The organism is Segatella copri (genome assembly GCF_019249655.2).
In the GTDB taxonomy this organism is placed as follows: domain Bacteria; phylum Bacteroidota; class Bacteroidia; order Bacteroidales; family Bacteroidaceae; genus Prevotella.
The window spans coordinates 17,904-36,295 of record NZ_CP137558.1; the positions used below are offsets into that span (position 1 = coordinate 17,904).

The 18,392-nt window shown below is 41.6% G+C and carries 15 protein-coding genes and 1 pseudogene; 3 read left to right on the forward strand and 13 right to left on the reverse strand.

The features are described 5' to 3' along the window. Positions 1 to 121: 121 nt before the first annotated feature. From KUA49_RS17330 to KUA49_RS17375, 10 genes are all read right to left on the reverse strand, one after another. Entirely contained in the window at positions 122 to 1,231 is a 1,110-nt protein-coding gene (locus tag KUA49_RS17330) for a transposase (protein ID WP_237474194.1), read from the reverse strand. Between the two features lie 229 nt (positions 1,232 to 1,460). After that, positions 1,461 to 1,925, reverse strand: a complete 465-nt coding sequence (locus tag KUA49_RS17335; protein WP_218413467.1) for a hypothetical protein — start codon at positions 1,923 to 1,925, stop codon at positions 1,461 to 1,463. A gap of 10 nt (positions 1,926 to 1,935) precedes the next feature. Next, positions 1,936 to 2,592 carry a hypothetical protein gene (locus tag KUA49_RS17340; protein ID WP_218413468.1) on the reverse strand — a complete coding sequence of 219 codons (657 nt, stop codon included), beginning with the start codon at positions 2,590 to 2,592 and terminating at the stop codon, positions 1,936 to 1,938. A 238-nt stretch (positions 2,593 to 2,830) separates the two neighbouring features. Further along, entirely contained in the window at positions 2,831 to 3,271 is a 441-nt protein-coding gene (locus tag KUA49_RS17345; RefSeq protein ID WP_218413469.1) for a hypothetical protein, read from the reverse strand. Between the two features lie 417 nt (positions 3,272 to 3,688). Beyond that, positions 3,689 to 4,612 carry an IS982 family transposase gene (locus KUA49_RS17350; RefSeq protein ID WP_218413470.1) on the reverse strand — a complete coding sequence of 308 codons (924 nt, stop codon included), beginning with the start codon at positions 4,610 to 4,612 and terminating at the stop codon, positions 3,689 to 3,691. A gap of 268 nt (positions 4,613 to 4,880) precedes the next feature. Next, the gene (locus KUA49_RS17355; RefSeq protein ID WP_218413471.1) at positions 4,881 to 5,825 is read right to left on the reverse strand and encodes a hypothetical protein; all 945 of its coding nucleotides are present in this window, start codon (positions 5,823 to 5,825) and stop codon (positions 4,881 to 4,883) included. A gap of 30 nt (positions 5,826 to 5,855) precedes the next feature. Beyond that, complete coding sequence (locus KUA49_RS17360; RefSeq protein ID WP_218413472.1) at positions 5,856 to 6,065, reverse strand: helix-turn-helix domain-containing protein; 210 nt, start codon at positions 6,063 to 6,065, stop codon at positions 5,856 to 5,858. A 328-nt stretch (positions 6,066 to 6,393) separates the two neighbouring features. Next, positions 6,394 to 7,566: a site-specific integrase gene (locus KUA49_RS17365; RefSeq protein ID WP_318331701.1), complete on the reverse strand. Its 1,173-nt coding sequence runs from the start codon at positions 7,564 to 7,566 to the stop codon at positions 6,394 to 6,396. Between the two features lie 481 nt (positions 7,567 to 8,047). Beyond that, positions 8,048 to 8,962: a FimB/Mfa2 family fimbrial subunit gene (locus KUA49_RS17370; RefSeq protein ID WP_218413473.1), complete on the reverse strand. Its 915-nt coding sequence runs from the start codon at positions 8,960 to 8,962 to the stop codon at positions 8,048 to 8,050. 20 nt (positions 8,963 to 8,982) lie between these two features. Continuing rightward, on the reverse strand, positions 8,983 to 9,741 hold the full coding sequence (locus tag KUA49_RS17375; protein WP_218413474.1) for an outer membrane beta-barrel protein: 759 nt from the start codon (positions 9,739 to 9,741) through the stop codon (positions 8,983 to 8,985). A gap of 393 nt (positions 9,742 to 10,134) precedes the next feature. Between KUA49_RS17375 and KUA49_RS17380 the strand changes: the two genes are divergently transcribed. Continuing rightward, the gene (locus KUA49_RS17380) at positions 10,135 to 11,349 is read left to right on the forward strand and encodes an ABC transporter substrate-binding protein (protein WP_256624931.1); all 1,215 of its coding nucleotides are present in this window, start codon (positions 10,135 to 10,137) and stop codon (positions 11,347 to 11,349) included. Between the two features lie 650 nt (positions 11,350 to 11,999). On the opposite strand, the gene KUA49_RS17385 is transcribed toward KUA49_RS17380, so the two are convergent. The 3 genes from KUA49_RS17385 to KUA49_RS17395 all read right to left on the reverse strand — a co-directional run bounded on the left by KUA49_RS17385 (position 12,000) and on the right by KUA49_RS17395 (position 16,304). Then, positions 12,000 to 13,772, reverse strand: coding sequence for a fimbrillin family protein (locus KUA49_RS17385; RefSeq protein ID WP_218413475.1), 1,773 nt, complete (start codon positions 13,770 to 13,772; stop codon positions 12,000 to 12,002). A gap of 27 nt (positions 13,773 to 13,799) precedes the next feature. Continuing rightward, entirely contained in the window at positions 13,800 to 14,825 is a 1,026-nt protein-coding gene (locus KUA49_RS17390; protein ID WP_218413476.1) for a fimbrillin family protein, read from the reverse strand. Between the two features lie 192 nt (positions 14,826 to 15,017). Further along, positions 15,018 to 16,304, reverse strand: a complete 1,287-nt coding sequence (locus KUA49_RS17395) for an IS1380-like element IS942 family transposase (protein WP_055235773.1) — start codon at positions 16,302 to 16,304, stop codon at positions 15,018 to 15,020. Positions 16,305 to 16,444: 140 nt separating this feature from the next. Here KUA49_RS17395 and erm(G) point away from each other — a divergent pair. Beyond that, positions 16,445 to 17,178, forward strand: a pseudogene (erm(G), locus tag KUA49_RS17400) (23S rRNA (adenine(2058)-N(6))-methyltransferase Erm(G)). A gap of 473 nt (positions 17,179 to 17,651) precedes the next feature. Then, positions 17,652 to 18,392 carry a class I SAM-dependent methyltransferase gene (locus KUA49_RS17405; protein ID WP_007664628.1) on the forward strand — a complete coding sequence of 247 codons (741 nt, stop codon included), beginning with the start codon at positions 17,652 to 17,654 and terminating at the stop codon, positions 18,390 to 18,392.

Sequence of the window (18,392 nt, forward strand, 5' to 3'; positions counted from 1 at the left end):
ATGCATCATAGTTAATCTTTAATATTTATCTAAATCTTCAAAAGTTATATTTGTGATACCATTTTTTTCAATTAGTTCTTTAACTCTTAATGCAATAGTTCGTTAAAATTTGAGATAATGGCTAAGCAGCTTTACGTTGCCAGCCAAAGAGTTCTTTGATAGTATGACTAATTAACTTTCGGTTCGGTATTCTCCGACACTTGTTGAAAATTAATTTAGCGATGTATGTGCTTGCCATAATCTCCTTGAAAGAAGCCATGGAATACGGCAATTCATTTTCCTTCATCATCACTTTCGCAACATTCTGTGATGCGAATGATGCATTATAGGAAAAGTCCAACTGGTTCTTGTGTCTTGCTTGGCAATGCGTAAGACCAGTATATTGCTTTGCATCGCGAAAACAAAACTCTATTTGGAATCTTGAGCGGTATGTGCGCAACACTTCCTCACCCGACATGGATGTCTTTGTTGAGAAGAAAAGCTTGTGTTTTCCGTTCGGCATAACCCAAATGACAAGGCGCACTTTCTGCTTCAATGCCTTTGAATAGGCTATGAGTGTGTAGGCTGTGCCTTCAAGTCCTTCAATATGCAACTCTGCCATACGTGTGAGGTCAAGTTTCTTGTAGTTGATTTTTCCGTCAAGTGTCTTGGGACGTCCAGGCTTATTGGAACGAGGTCCCGTATACACATAATATAGGCTCGCAGTATCCCTGAAGCGGCTGACAAGATGGAAACCGCACTCTTTGATTCCGTCCACAAACGGACGGATAGAGAAGAAAGCGTCAGCGACAACAATATCGGTGACCTTCAACAAATCCTTCTTATAACGCTTGATGACCGCTATGTAATGTTGCACGAGAGTCATGTTACGCATTTTCAATTCTCCAGTAGATGGAGTCTGATGGGCGCGCAGCATCATGCAACTGTTGGCATGGACATCGACAAGTGCAAGCCCCATGATTTCAAGCCCATGCTTCATGGAACTTGCACAACCGGACCAGAAAGTACCGATATGCGGAGTCTTCTTACCCGACTTGCTGATGTAGCTCGGATCGATGGCTATAGCCAATAGACCATCCATATTCAAGTAACGTCGGCATAGGGCAAGGTTGAACTTCACCCAGTCTATGCATTTAGCACGACCACGGTTGAAGTTCGTTCTGTAGGTCTGCTCACAATGGGTGCCGTAACGCTCCATTTGAGTGAAATTTATCTTTCTTTGTATCGTCATGTACAATAAAAGTATTTCCAAGAGTAGACTCTCGAAAGTTTTGCTTAACTTTGCAGATGAACTTTTGATAGCATCTCTGCATATTTCCGTATATTGGTTGAGTGGTTCTGATGTCATATAACTTTGAGCTTAGAGAACTATAAAGTTACTGATAATCAGCCACTTAACCAAATTTTATTAGTTATATTACGTTAATTAACTCTCTCATTTTCAATCGATTACATAAGAATTAACAGAGTATTGTTAATGAACAAACTGTTGCACCACTATCTTTTAGGTAGAAGATTTCTTCACCATTCCATGATGTAAAATCTATTTGAAAAGTTCCATAAATACGGTCTCCGTCAGAATCGTACTCGCATATAGAATCCACCTGTGCTTCTACGAATGCAAAATACTGTAACTTTGATCCTCTAATCCTTATTGGTATAAAGGATAATCCTTTGACTCCATTACTTTCTAATAATTTTTTAAATTTATCAGAAACAAATCTTAATGGTCCTTGATCACCAATAAAATCATAAAACACATTTCCCTCATCAATGTAGAAAACATTGTTCTTAATTACATTTTGTAAATTAGGAAAAACGTGAAAAGGGTCATAGATTTCTTCTGACTGAAGCCTAACTTGTTTTTTCTTATGTCCTAACATTATAGTTGTAAAATTCATAGTGCTGTCGAATTTGTAATCCATACTCTATTGATTATGATTCACATAAATCTTTGCATTTCTCCCAATGCGCATCGAATTCCTCTTTGCTAACCAACATATTGGTTTCTATCGAATACAAGTCATATTGCAGGATGATGGACATTGGGGGATTGAGTTTGATGAAATCTTCTGGAAAGCAACCATCTATTTCGACATTAGCTACGCAATAGTTGCCATCTGCAGAAATTGTGATAGCCTTTGATACTCTCACGCCATCAAACTCGCCATAGCAAATCGTGTCGAACACCTTTATCTTGAAATAGAACTTGTATATCAATATCTTGTTATTGCATGGAAGTTGGCTTCTCAGACGGATGCACAAATGAGCCAAAGACAACAAAAAACTTTTCTTGGCATCTTTTGGAGACATTATCAGCGTGAAGTCCTTGCCAATCTGACCTACAGAATTTACTTCGACTTTTGTTTTAGGCGCTTCCTTAGAAACAAGTGCTTGGATCTCCTTAACCGCCTTGCTCCAAGTCTTAACGTAATCAGGAAAAATGAAGTAATAATAGCTGCGGAAAAAGAACTCCTTAGTCTCTGGCTTGTATTGTACGAAGAAGTTGGCAGAATCAAAAGATTCGGTTAACTGTTCTTCGTGCATGATGTGAGAATCATTGGGCGACTTCTCGCAAATCGTACTAAGCATCTTGACTTGCCTCTTGAACCATATTTTGTATCTTTTGGCATAGAGTACAAAAATAATCGATATAACAGCCAAAATGACAAGCACGACAACACCGATAATATCTGAGCAGATATGAGTGATGACACCTATGCCATATATGATGACAATGCACCATAAAACGACCATTCCAAGTTTAGACATTATTTTTTCTATCATAAAGCTATTCGTTTTTGTGGTTTTTTGAATCCACGATTTTCTGTTATCTATGATACAGGCAGTGCCCTTTTCTGTAGTCTTCGGGAGATAATCTTTTTTTGTTTTCAAACGCCATTTTATAGTCTTTCATATACCATTCCCATGCTTCTTGCATTACATAGTCCTTGTCATATAATATCCAAATTAACCTGTCCCATTCGTAGTTCGAGGCTTTGGGAACCATCGTTACTTTACTTCCTTTTTTACCGCTTGGACGATTGGCTTTTACTTGATATCTTATATTTCTATAAACGAAATCCGTCCCTTTGGCAACAGCAGTTTTATCTCTCATGTAATCGGAGTATTCTTTCTCAGACATACCTATCAACATTGCTGCATCATATTCTGAAATGGAACTTGTAATAGACGGTGCAACCCCAAAACTTGCTTGCCATTGCAAGGCAATATCTGCAAGTTTATCTCTTAGCTTTATCTTTTCTTCCATAATTGTGTTTATTTGAGCCTTGCGGACTTGCAATCCGCAGAAAGCGATTAATCATCCCAATAATACGTAGGTCTGTTGAAAGAAGGATACCAATCCAAGTATAGCACTTGTACCCTGGTGCCAATCTTGCGATAATCACCTTCCTCCACAAGCGAATTTCCATCATAAGTTTTATCTCCGACTTGAAACTCATACAGATAACAGTTCGTAGTATAGCGATGGAGCCAAGACGAAGTATTAGGTGTAATGACGGCTTCTGTTTTCACACCATGCTTTTTCAGCAGACCTAATAACCTGAGTTCGGGATAAGCAACAGTCATTTTTCTTGCTATGCCAGATTTCCGATAGGTGCATATTACATTTACCCTCCAAACAATATGGATGGCAAAATGCAGAATTGTAAAATCCAAATAAAGTTTACTTTATAACAGCGAGCTGTCCGTTAACATTCTCTATGCAATAGTCAATGTTGATGGACGGTTTCTTTTCAAAGAAGCTATACGCAGCCAAAACAGAAAGGAGATTCATTACAAAGTTGAACACGCTACGATGTCTTGAATGTACAAGTTGTGCAACATTCTTAAGTTCGTCATTGATGGTTTCTATGACAGACCTTTTGCGTAACAGAATCTTGTCATACAATGGCATGAGCCTGTTTTTCATATTGCATTTCAAGCCAGTGACAATTTCAATACCGTCGTTAAACAATCTCTCAAACAAGCCCTGTGAAATATATCCTTTGTCTGCGAATAATTTTCCGAACACGTTATCACTCAATCTGTTAAACACATCTATATTTCTGTCGTCAACATTCGCTTTCGTAAGCATAAAGTTAAGCAGTTCACCTCTCTCATTACATATCAGGTGCAACTTGAAACCGAAATACCATCCCATGGTACTCTTACCTCTTTCTGCATAACCACGGAATACCTTGTTCCTTGTTATGCGCTTGTTGTGGCATACGGGAATGCATGTGCTGTCAATGAAACTTATACCCGTGCATCTGCCAAAGCAAAACAGTTGGAGGAACAGCATCATCTCAACCGCGACTCTGGACTCGAGTTCAACAAAGCGGTTATATGAGAGCTGCTTGGGGAACAAGTCGCACAAGTGCATCTTGACATAGAAGAGGTAATAATGCTTGAAGTTGCGGAAAGTGTTGAAATGAAAACAGATGAGTATTGTCATAATTTCCGAGCGACTCATAGTCCATTTACGATTGCGGTGCTTACGCCCGTCCGGCTCACAAATGGACATGCGTGCAATTTCTTTATCATATTCTTGACAAAACTCATCGATAATACAGAAAATTTCTGTAATTTTGTCCTTGGTAATCTCCATAACTATAGTATCCTTTAATTTTATAATTAATTGATTCACAACCATAAAGGTACTAAAAATTATTGGGATTACCAACTTTTACAATGACTTTCTTATCCCGAACTCAGGTTAATAGTATAGGTACACCAATAACGGCATAAGCAAAAACACAAATACAAATACCAAAGTAAATCTTCCCTATTGTTTCCTTTACTGAGCTAAAATCAATGTTTCTCATTTGATGTTCTTTTTAGTCTCTGCGGACTTGCAATCCGCAGGAAGTACAACTTTATCTTCTTTCAATCAATTCCCCATCCCATTTTACAAGGTTCGGACGATGGCATCCATGCCATTTCTCGAAGTAAGCATCAATATCGCAAACTCTTGACATCACTTTCTCTTTTAATTTCTCAACTTGATTGTTGTAACCAATTTCCGTGAAGTAACGCCCTACCTTCAACCCTCCAGACCAAAACTCCTTAGATAGAGCAGGCATTCCCTTTATAAAATCAGAGTCAAGCCTCATTTCCTTTTCACTGTTTGGAAGTATGACGTATTTCAGACCTTCCGTCTCTTTAAGTGAAGAAAGAGAGCCAAGTTGAGGGGTGACCTCAAAGGCATTTATAAATATCTTTATGTATCTGTCGCCTTGTGTTATCCTTACCGACACAAAATCCAAGAACTTGCCCTGTCTAAGACGGCACATATCATAAATATAACCAAAGCCATTCCATCCAAAGTTTGATGTCTTGAAAGGTTTCTCAACAAACCCTTTTTCTTTTAGGATGGGATGGGCATCTTTGAGAAAAATATCTTTCCTTACTTTTAGAATATCTTTCCTTGTCGCTTGGTATTTCCGAACCTCTGGGCATTTCCATAACAGTAAAGAGAAAGCAAACAGCACAAAAAAGAACACGATATGCCTCATACATAGATAATCTTTCTCAAAAACCGTGTCATGCTGCATATCATAGAAGAACTCGGCTTGCCCAATATTTTTGCAAAGTTCTCTGCTTACACCTACATAATAGTCCTTACCAGCGTATGCGATTTTAACCGTTGAGTGCATTCTGTGCCCTCTACAATTTACCTCCAGGATGGAGTAATTTGTAATCGGCTGTTCACATGAAACAATATAGTTTTGCTGCTGATATGTCGTGGCAACATATAGAGCAAAGCATAATACCCCAATGTTTATCGCTAAGACTATAGGAATCCATTTGTTTATTCTCATACCATAGTTGTTTTACCTCCCATAATCGCTCTAATCATTACGCTCCTTTTCGTCCGTGATAAGCTCTTTCATATCCACAGACAATAGCTGCGCGATTTCAAGAAGTGTGGTAAGATTGGGTTGAGTGCGGTTGCATACGTATGCATTGACCGTACTGAAACTCCTTTCCAACTTCTTTGCAAGCCATGTTTGGCTTATCCCTTTGTCCTCTAAAACTGCTCTTATGCGATTTAACTTCATATTTTTATTGTTTTTACACTACAAAAATAACATTTTATCGTGATAATCCATCCGAATCCATTGAATATCTGCTGTATTCCGTCGTAATTTAGACAAAATAGAAATATAATCTGCAAAAATGGAACTAAGCAATTGATTTCCCATTATGGCAAGATACATATATGCGTTTATGAATATGTTCTTTTTGCCATACTCTTAAAATGACGTTACATGAAAATTACTGTTGGTAACTACTCTTTTACCTTTGCAAAGACTAATCTTAATATTTTGTAAAATCACAGCATAAAATGTTGTTTTTCAGAAATTAGATTTAACTTTGCACTCGAAATCAAAGCGTTCTTTGTATATTGCAAAGTTGTGAAAGAAAAAGAATATAGCTCGTTTCTAAATCGTTAGCAGTTACATTCTTTAAAATACTCAACTCGCTGATATTCAATAAATAAAAGAATTTACTGTGACTCCTCATGTGCCAGGACAGCGGCTTGGTGATACCACATTTTTTGCCCAGTCTTTTGAGCGAATCCATACAACTTTGGTAGTTGGGTACTGGAAACACCCTGCCGTCTTCACACAATCCACGGTATTTTTCCATAATTTGCTTGGGATAATCAAGCAACTTGATGTTGGCTTCCGTTCCTGTCTTCTGTCGATGGATAACAATCCATTCACCTTCATCGAAAAATTCCTTGATGTTCTCTTCCTTCAAGTTGTACAGGTCAATGAAAGCGAGACCTGTAAAACAACAGAACAGGAACAAGTCACGCACCATACTCATCTTCTTTCTTGTGATAGGTGTCTCCATCAACAGGTGAATCTCTTCTTTGCTCAGAAACTCTCTTGTGGTCTCTTCTTCCTTGTACTCATATCGTCTGAATGGGTCTTTTACGAGCCATTCATTATCTATGGCACGGAATACCATTGCACGGAGATTGCGGACAAACACCATCGCAGAGTTTATCTTCAAGTGCTTGTCGGTTCTGAGAAAAGTCTCGTAGTCTGTGATAAAAGGCAGCGATAACTCTTTCAGAGCAATATCCTTCACATGGTAATGCATCTGCAAGAACTCGCCCACATAGGCACACCCGATTCTATACTTCGTGTATGTACTCAAAGATTTCATGCCAGCCTTATATTGCTTTTCCATTTCATCACGGCTTTGAGAATAGACTTTCATCAGTGTATGGCAACGATACTCCAAGCCAAGAAAGGCGTTCTTCACCTTGTCGGCAGTGACGAAGTTGTCCCTGTCCATAATCTCCTGATAATGCTTACTGATACTCACACGCATCTTGTCCAATTTGCGGTTCACTTCCAAAGCCTGCATACTCTTACCTATCATGCGTCCGCCCTTGGTGTCCCACAAATCTGGATTGGCAGTTGTCTTGCAACTGAACTGAGACTGTGTTCCGTCCACTGTGATACGTCCCATAACTGGAACAGTACCATCTTTCTTTACTACCTGTCTTTTGAGGTAGAAGATAATTGAAAATGTACTCTTCATAACGTCATTCTTTTTTGCGTTCAAAATTAATACATGAAGAGTCTTTTCTTGCTACGCATTTCACGGCAGAATACGGCAAATTTGGTTCGTAACCAAAAATCTTACGTTACTCATCAGTAACTCACTATAAATCAGAGCGTTCAAATTCAATTCGTAACCTTCCTCATTCTTCCGAACCTCAACATTCCCCATTTGGGGTATAGGTTACGGATAGGTAACGTTCCTCTGTCTCATCTTGTCGTATTCCCGTCTTCGTCTGTCCTCGCCACTTTTAACCAAAATGAGGAAAGTAACTGATTACCAGTAAACTTTCCTCATTCTTCTCTCAAACACTTTTTATATGCACTTTCATGTCTGAAAAGTTTATATTTAGGTTTATCATTTGCATTTTATTGCATATCTTGAAAAATAGATGTAATTTTAGGTTCGGTTAATGAAAAGAGAAGTCTGCTAGCAGTGATGCTGGCAGACTTTTTTATTGCTAGTTCTCCGGATCGAAGATTTCACCATAATATACCCAACCCTCAGTCCAGTCGTCTATCTTGACACTCGTAAGGTTCATTTCCGGCTTCATCTCGCTGTATTCCAGGTTGACAATATACTTGCCGCTCGGCTTCATCACGGGAGCTTTCAGGTCGTAGCGTGTACTGTTACCATCAGGAGTTTTGAGCACGATAAACAGATTGGTGTTTTGAACACCATCGCACGTCGGCATCAGGTACATTGTTTTTGTTACAAACATGTTATCCAACATCGTTATTCCGGAAGGAATATCGCATTCTTTCTTAGTCCTTGTTGGCGTGCCGAAAGTTCCATCTTCATTTTGCTGCAAGGCAAACAGTCCGGTGGCAACATTCAATACCTTTCCCGTGATAGCCGTATGCAGAGGAGCCCCTTTTATGTTGATGGTGAGCTCGGCAAGCACACGTCGCATTTCGCTTTTGACGATATGGTGCACATTTTCATGGTCTATGATGATGTCTGTTACACCATAATAGGCATGTTCGGGTGCTGCGTCCGTACCCGACAGACTGATTACCAGATTGTTCATGTTGTCAACGCCTCTAGTCTGCTCACTGATGGTGAACGGAGCCACCAGGTTGGTGGTGGTGAGAATGCGATAGTGACCTTTGGGCATGTCATATCGCTCGCTTGCCATTTCCTGCGCACTGCCATGCTGGCTTTGCTCCACCAGCGTGCCATTTTCTGCATTCATGATCCACGTCTTCACGTCCTTCACTTCCGTGCCCTCGTCGGTCTCGTCAGCCCAGTCGAGAGATATCGACAGGCCTCCGTCTCCTTCGCCATCATGCACGTCGTGGTCGCAACTAGCCAATAGGCATGGGATGCATGCCAGCACCCATAGCCAGATATTCAGTTTGTTTCTTGTTTTCATTGTCTGTATTGTTTTATGGGTTACTGTTTGGTGAGACTGATACCCAGTCTGATGCCGCTTTCCCAGACATAGTTGTTCTTGTGCAGATATTCCGGCATGCCGTCCAGGCGTTTGCCCGTGAGTCGGGTCAATCCCGAAAAGATGCCCAGTTTCAGGCGGTCATTCAGCCGATAGCCCACCTGCAGGTTGGCACCATATCCCAGATGCCAGTGGGTGGCACCTTTCTTCACGGTTGTTCCGTCCGTCAGGTTCTGGATATCTGCCTTGGTGGTCACGGCATATAGATGAGGCGATGCAGCCACCTCCCAGCGGCTGTTGGCAGTTTGAGGAAACAGAGCCAGCAGGTTGATGTTTACTCTTGCCCCCAACTGTGCCATCTTTACCTGGCTCTTCAGCTGGGTATACTCCCAGCAGTCCATTCCCAGGACGCTGGCCTTGTATATCGTGCCGTCGCTTCCCAGCCAGTAGTTGCGTTCTGCACAGCAGTCTTGCGCCGCCAGATTCATCTCTCCGTATTTTGCCGATAGCTCAGCCGACCAGATGTTGTTGAAACGATAGCCGCCGTAAAATCCGGCGTCCCAACCGAGTCGGGTCTTGTCGTGTCCGAAACTCGAGAAAGTAGAGAAGCCGAAAGGCATACCTCCATCTATGCCGACATACCATCCTTGCTCATCTTTCTGCACACCGTCGTTTACTTCCGCCCTTGTTACAGAAAGCGGAAGGATGGCAGCAAGCGTTGCAATCGGTAGCCCAATTTTAGTTCTTAAAGATTTTTTCATATAAGTTCGTTTAGTTAAACTTGTCAGTATGAAGAATGCTTCTATGGGCATTACTTCTAAATATGCTGCAAATATAGCATTTTTTTCCGATATAAGGTGTCTCTTTCCTCAAAAAAAGTGTCTACTTCCTATGTTCAAGGTGTCGCATTGGTACCAATGCGACACTCCTGTTAACATAAAAATACATATAAATACGTATTTTAGTGTGCATCAGAAATCCACTTCCAGTGCTGCCCGTTTTCCTGGGATTTCTTTGTTATGTAATAACTTTTTTAATCGGTAAGAGTGAAGCAGGGCGACTTATCCTTACGATAGTGGATAGTTTTTGCGATGTTTTCTTGCGGGTCTCGAAAAATTATCGTACTTTTGCTGCGTGATGAAAAGATATAATATATGATGAAAAGATATAACTGTATATTCATGGCGCTTGTGGCGCTAGCTTTGTTTGCCTGCCAGGGCAGAAAGACGGCATCTGGTGATGGGGAAGTAGGTGATACGTTGAAGATGAAGTATGCCCGGTTGCTGACCATCGTAAGGCATGGTGAGGGGACTTATGATGAAGGGACTTATGATGAAGTGATGATAGCCAACCCCTGGAAGGCTGGCACCCTGCTGCATCGCTATATCCTCGTCCCGAAGGGCAAGGAGGGGGATGAGACCGTGGCGCAGCTTGCCAGACGCAGGGTGTCGGGCGTAAGATGCGTCACGGATACCGTGCGCACACCCGTAGAAAGCAGTGCCGTATTCATGGCTCCGCATTGCCAGCTGATGTATGAGTTGGGTGTGGGGAATGCCATCCGTGGCGTATGCGATCTGGATTATATCAATATTCCCGATATCAGGAAGCGCGTATCATCATCCTCTGTTGTGGATTGCGGTTCCGGTATGGCACCCGATCTTGAGCGCATCATCGCCCTGAAGCCCGAGGCAATCCTCGTATCTCCTTTCGAGAACAGTGGCGGATATGGTAAGCTCGACAAGCTTCGCATCCCCCTGATAGAAGCAGCCGACTATATGGAGACATCGCCATTGGGCAGGGCAGAGTGGATGAAATTCTATGGCATGCTCTTTGGCAGCCGTCAGGCAGATTCGCTCTTTGCCGGTATAGAAAAGGAATATCAGTCGCTGAAGTCGGTGGCAGGGAAACTGCCCGAAGGTCTTTCGGTGTTGACCGAGCGCAAGACGGGTGGGGTATGGTATGTGCCGGGCGGCAGGAGCACGATGGCCCTTCTTCTGAAGGATGCCCATGCCCGCTATGTTTTTGCAGAGGATGATCACAGCGGAAGTCTGGCGATGAGTCCGGAGCAGATTCTGGCGAAGGGTAGGGAGATAGATGTCTGGGCATTCAAGTATTTCGGAGGTGCTCCCTTGGGCAAAGCCCAACTGCTTCAGGAGTATGAAGGCTACAAGGCATTGTCAGCCTTTCAGCGTGGCAACATCTATGAAGTAGATACTTCCCGTGTTCCCTATTTTGAGATGACGAGTTTCCATCCCGAGCTGCTGCTCCGTGAGTTCATCCTCCTTTCTCATCCTGCCACGGATGCTCGGTATGCCCGGAACGGGGAGTTGGGGAAGCTGGGAACACTCCGGTTCTATCAGCCTTTGTAGGGGGAATGGCTATCATGGCTCAGAATGGAACAAAGCGAATTTGTACCAGGCTGGTACAAAATTACAAAAGGTGGATAATGCGACAATCCCAATGCCAGAAATCTTGCTTGGTGTGCCTTGGAGACATCAGACAATCGTAGACAGGGTTTACGATGCCTGTAAGTTTGCATGTTTGCATGTTTGCATGCAAACATGTTTTGTTCTTTGTCACGCAGATTTATTCTTTGTTGTTTTGTCACGCAGATTTCGCAGATGACGCAGATTTATTCTTCTTCACGCAGAGCTTTTTGCGCAGATGACGCAGATCTTTCCTGAACTTTCGCCTTGTTTGCCCCACACGCCCTGGGCTAGGAGCTTCTGCCCTTTACCTTTCCCTTCGGCCGGTGACCGTTGGTTCAGGGTGTGTGGGGCAAATCTTGCTTCTGTCCTTTACCTTTCCGTTAGGCGTTCCGCCGGATTTGGAATCCGGCGTTAAAAAATGTCCTAACCTATTTAGGCTCTGCGGATTTGCAATCCGCAGCAAAGGAGAATGCATTTCCCTTTTGTTGTGTTGGGGGGATTACAAATCCCCCGGTTTTAATAGGTCGAACCTTTTTTTACGGCGGATTTCAAATCCGCCGGGACGCCTGGCGGGGTTGCGCTCTTGATTATTATTCTGTTATTGCATTGCCGTCTTTATCAAGAACGGTGCATTTGCCAATCTGCCATTTGGCAGGGAGACAATTGGCATTTGCTTTCAGTGCTTCGTAAGCCGCCTTATCTTGTACTTTGAGTGTGCGGTTTTGTACGCTTTGGTCTGTTCCGGCATTATTGAGCCAGTAATACAAACAAGATGATCCGCTTAATGTAATTTCTTTGCTTGGTGCTAACATTGTAACAGATGACAGGTTTGTACAATTATTGAACATAGCGTCACAGCAGCTTCGATAAAGAAATTCTATAGACAATTCAGCAGATTTGAGATTTGTACACCCCGAGAACATATTGGCATAGCATTCCACTCGTGAGATTTTTGCAGGCAATTTTGGGGCAGTTTTGAGATTTGTACACCCCGAGAACATACTGGCATAGCAGCAGTCTGCTAACGCTGTAGCCTTTAATTCTGGGGCAGTTTTGAGATTTGTACAGCCTGAGAACATACAGGCATAGCAGTTTCTTGCTAATGTTGTAGCAGGCAATTCCGGGGCAGAAGTTAATACACTGCAATTTTCGAACAATTTAATGAACCTCGCATTCTCTGTATTGACTGTAGCATAGTTATTCCAGTCAAGCAATGTGCGGATATCACCTGTGCAAGCCACTGGCACATTACTTTTCGTAAATGTGATGGTAGCATATGTAGCATATTGAACGGTGCCTGTTGCCGTTCCTGCGGTATTTTTTCCACGCAAACGAAGGTCGCCATTTGCGCCACCAAATGAAATTTCTGTGTCTTTCTTGACAGCTGCCCATTCGTTTCCACCAACAGAATAGTCAAGTTCAGAGATGATATAGTCATTATAGGTTGTCATCTTAAATGTTTGAGGATCCTTTGCCGTAAAGGTGACGTATGGGTAACATTCTGCTTTACCGCCATCAATCTTATCAGTTCCCCAATCAGCCACAGTAACATTACCTATAGTCACCTTATTCTTACCCACTATAAGATTGTAGGTATAGCTCTTGCCGGCTTCCAAGGCTCCTGTCTTTACAACAAGCGGAGTCTCGGTGGATTCATTGTCAGTGAAATAGAGCTTTCCCTCTACTTTTCCAGGAATAACCAGGGCAGTATAGGTTGTGCCGATTCCACCCTCACCCTTCTGCAAAGGCTTGATATTGACGGTAGATGTTTCGCTGGCTTCAGTAGATGCCTTGCTTGCGATACGGATATGGTTGACCTTGGTGTCGTCGGTGAACTGGTCGTTGAAACTCTGGATGTTGAGAATCAGACGGGCAGTCTTGCGCACCAATGTCACATCAAGCTGGCGGTTACCAGGAATTTCAGTAAGGTCGGTTACCGCTGCCGTCATATAATCTGATTTCGCAATCGCCTCTGCACTGCTCTGGTCTTCCTGGATATAGCCTTTGCTGAAGGAATTCTTGCCATCAGCAGGATACCAGCACTGGAAAGTGAGGTTGCTATTATCCCATACCAGATAATTTTCACTACCTGGCTGCCAGTCGTTGGTGCCCTTATTGTAGGTATAGGTGATCGATGTGCCGTTATTGCTGACGCCCATCACATCACCAGTATTAAAACTCTTCTGTCCGGCTTCATCTGCTGCAGCCGGATTGCTTCGGGTGAAGATGCTGCCCACCGAAGCCGATACATGAACGGCATTCGGGTCGCTGAGCCATGTATTACTGTTGTCGGAATCTGTAGCGCAACCAGCCAGCAATAAGCCGGCTGTTGCTACAAGACCCAATATCTTCTGATATTTCATAGTTGTTCTATTTTAAGTTCATATTCTTTAATCTGTCTCAAGAGGCTTGTCACTAGTGATTTCTGTCCATGGAGTAGCGGAGATGCTGCCACCCTTCAACAATACCACATCATTACCCATGCTAAGATTGAGGGTATATCTGTAGCCGCTCTTCAGCTCGACTGGTTCTGCAGAAGTCCATTCATAGAGCTTGCCGGCTGTCATCAAAGACACCTTGAAGGTGTTGGCTCCAACGGTCTGTGGGATGGCAATGCAAGAGAAACGTGAGATGGCGTTCTTTTCTGGATCTGCTTTCTTATCTGCATTTTCAGCCGGTGTGAAGGAACCTTTGGTGGTGGTAATGTCGGTAGCAGCAGCTTCTTCGCTGGCTGTTACGACACTAGCAGCGTTTGTAACATTTACACTTGCCTCAATTTTGGTTCCTCCTAAGGTCACCTTTACGATAGGGGATTCTTTAAGAACCTCAGGCTTGTTGAACTCGGTTCCCAAAGTCACAACGATATCAATCATACAGAAAGCATGGTTGAACTGGATACTCAGCTTCTTATCCACGAGACTTGTGCCAGGCTTGAAGTCTTTTGCATAATAGTACAACAAGTCGTTATTGTCAGACGATGTAGACTGGTCGTCAGCCACGCTATAAGTTATAGACTGGATAGGCTGGGTACTTCCCTCAGCATAAACACCATTGAATTTGCCATTTGGAGCCGGAGCAAAAGCCACGATATCTACGGGTTGCGTGTCTTTCTGCCAAAGCAGTGTCTCTGAGCAGTTCCAAGCTCCATTATCATCCTTTGTGAACACCTTATTAACATAGGTATATTTTTTAGCCAAAGTGGCGTTCTCGTTCTTATTCACCACGGTCAGAGATAAAGGCTTCTCCAGTGGAGTGCCTGCTCCCTCAGCACGAGTCTTGGCATTGTTCACTCCTGCAGTAACGCGGATGATGTTATCACTAGGATAATTGCTCTGTGACAGTTCGTCCTCGCTAGAGCAACTGGTAATCATGGCTGCAGCCATGGCTGATATTGCGAAAAACTTGATAGCTTTCATAATCGTTCTATTTTTAATGTTATGCCTCAAATCCGCAACCTATAGGGTTTAGTGGGATTTTGCTTGCAAAGCGACAAAATTCATTTTATTGTACATATTTCTTGCACAACAGAAATGTCGCAGACACAAAATCCCCTTACCCCATAAAGCGACTTGAGGTAATACGCTGGTTTAACCAGAAAAGCATGGTCTTTAACCAAAGTCTGTCTTGAACAGGTTGGCATAAGCATTGTTGTCTGAGTAAATATTCAATACATGCCTACGTGATGTCTTAATCCATTTCGCAGGAACAGAGATGAACTTGAAAACAAAGGTCTTGATTCTGCTGGTGGCACGCAATCCAAATTCATGGGTTTTCAATCTCTGCATAATAGCTTTGTAGAAGTTTCTGATGAGAGCTGTCATAAGCAGGAATACAGTATTCTGTGCCATGAACGATTTTGGCAATCGATTCCAGCCAAAGCCATTGTTCATGTCATCGAAGATGCGTTCCTTGCCACCACGAAGATTGTAGAATTCCACGATGTCTCTTGCACTCGACTTGTAATCGTTAGTCAGTATACATCTGTAGGTATATTCGCCTTCCCAAATGTCAAGGTCTCCATCTATTCGCCTTTGTCTCTGTATGACAAGACGATACGGTTTTCCTTTCCATTTCTCAACAAGGATGGAATTCAGCTCAAATTCAATACCGTTGATTTCAACAGTTTTCCATCCAGTCAAGGCAAACATGGAATCGTAGAAGGAAGAGCATCTGTTGGCACGAATATAAAAATGCCTGCAATGAGCCTCTACCATATCTACGATTTCCTCCGAGCATGAGCCGCAATCCATGCGGGCACGGGATATATATACTTCTGATGCCTCCAGTCGCTTGAAGATTCTTTCCAAAGTCTCTCTTTGGTTGAAGCGCACGTTTGTGTTGCCGTCTCTATTTTCAATACCGACAATCATGTCGTTAATGACTGCCACACCTGGACTATAGCCCAGGAACTTCTTGTAGGTTGGTTTTGCATCATGCTTCTCTGTTTCAATGAACTGATGGTCAAAGTCAAAATCATACTCTTGACCGGATTTCAATTGACCAGTAGCAAGCAGGGCTTTGATCAATAAGCAGTTCATCTTGTCTGCAGTATTGAAATCATAGGAGTTGCCAGAAGCAGATTTATAGGTGATGTTCTTACAAGTCAGTTCTTCGATAGCACGCAATATGGTGTCTGCGCTGCAAGTGCGAAGAGTTGGATGAAGAGACAAATGTTTCATCAAGTGAGTTGTAACATCCTCAATACATGAGCCGCCACAAAGATATACGCACATCAGAGAGCGTAGAATTTCGCTATATTGATAACCAAACATAGTGCATCTCAATCCCAAGGTGGAATCTATGGTTTGAGCTAAAAGAGCATCAAATTGCTCCATAATAGAAAAAATTCCTCCAAAAGGAGTGAGTTTCTCAGATTTTATTTGTATCTTTGCCATGTCATATTAGAGTTTTGCTTGTCTTCTTTTCGCAACACTAAGGTAAGTGAAAATTCTGACATGGCAAAATCCTGGGCAACTTTTTGTTGCTCAGGCACTTATAAATAATGTTAAACTATAGTGTTGCGGAATTAAGGATAATGAACAAAGTAAATATAAAAGATAGTCAAAATTTTATTACTTCAAAATATCACATAGAAAAAATAATGAATTGCATAAGTTTAGATGAAAAAGATAACATCTTTGAAATAGGTGCAGGGAAAGGTCATTTTACTGCTGAATTGGTAAAGAGATGTAATTTTGTTACGGCGATAGAAATTGATTCTAAATTATGTGAGGTAACTCGTAATAAGCTCTTAAATTATCCTAACTATCAAATAGTAAATGATGATATACTAAAATTTACATTTCCTAGCCACAATCCATATAAAATATTTGGCAACATACCTTACAACATAAGCACAAATATAATTCGAAAAATTGTTTTTGAAAGTTCAGCCACAATAAGTTATTTAATAGTGGAATATGGTTTTGCTAAAATGTTATTAGATACAAACAGATCACTAGCATTGCTGTTAATGGCAGAGGTAGATATTTCTATATTAGCAAAAATTCCCAGGTATTATTTCCATCCAAAACCTAAAGTGGATAGCGCATTAATTGTATTAAAAAGAAAGCCAGCAAAAATGGCATTTAAAGAGAGAAAAAAATATGAAACTTTTGTAATGAAATGGGTTAACAAAGAGTATGAAAAACTGTTTACAAAAATCAATTTAATAAAGCTTTAAAATATGCGAGAATATATGATATAAACAATATTAGTTTCGAACAATTTGTATCGCTATTTAATAGTTATAAAATATTTAACGGCTAAAAACAATAGGCCACATGCAACTGTAAATGTTTAGTTATAGGTAGGGTAGCATAAGTTAAAATGCTATTCTGCCTTTTAAAAGTATGGTATACATTCCAGAGAGAGATTGGATATGTTCCCGCCTACCGATAGTGCCAAAAACGTAGTGGATATGTTTCCGAGAACGGATACGCTCAAATGACATTCATTCTGTCCTCTCGAGCCATGTTGAGAGCGTGGTTCTGTTGACTAAAGTACATAATTGATAGTGTGAAAATGCTTGAAATATAAGGCTTATCCGAGGATTTGGACGTAAATCCAGGTCCTCGGATTTTCCGCGTTTTAGAGGCTGCAAAGAGATGAATTTTTATAGTTGGATAGACAGAAGTGTTGATTTGGGGTTGGATAGACAAAAATATTGACATAAGACCATTGCCATAACCTAAGAGAAGAAGAACGGAGAGAAATAACTTTTTAAACGAGGGGGAATTCAGATGAAAGAAAACAAATATGATGATAATATATTTTTTCAAAAATACAGTCAAATGAGTCGCTCACAGCAGGGACTAGCCGGTGCAGGAGAATGGGAAACATTGAGAAAGCTGCTGCCGGATTTTAAAGATAAGCGTGTGCTTGATTTAGGATGCGGCTATGGATGGCACTGTATTTATGCGATGGAACACGGAGCGTCTTCTGTTGTAGGTGTTGATATTTCTCATAAAATGCTCGAGGTAGCCAAAGAAAAAACACATTTTCCACAGGTTGAATATAAATGCTGTGCTATAGAAGATGTGGAATTCCCAGAGGAGAGTTTTGATGTAATATTAAGTTCACTTGCGTTTCACTATGTAGCAGATTATGAGATTTTAGTAAAAAAGATATATAGAATACTGAAGTCTGGTGGTAATCTAGTTTTTACGGTTGAACATCCTGTTTTTACTGCCTATGGAACACAAGACTGGCATTATAACGAAAAAGGAGAAATACTGCATTTTCCGGTGGATAATTATTATTATGAGGGCAAACGGACAGCTGTGTTTTTGGGAGAAAAGGTTACAAAATATCATAGAACACTGACCACATATCTAAATACACTGCTTTCAAATGGTTTTATAATAAATCATATTGTGGAGCCGCAGCCGCCGGAAAACATGATGGATATTCCGGGGATGCAGGATGAAATGCGCCGTCCCATGATGCTGATTGTATCGGCGAACAAAAAAGTGTATAGATAG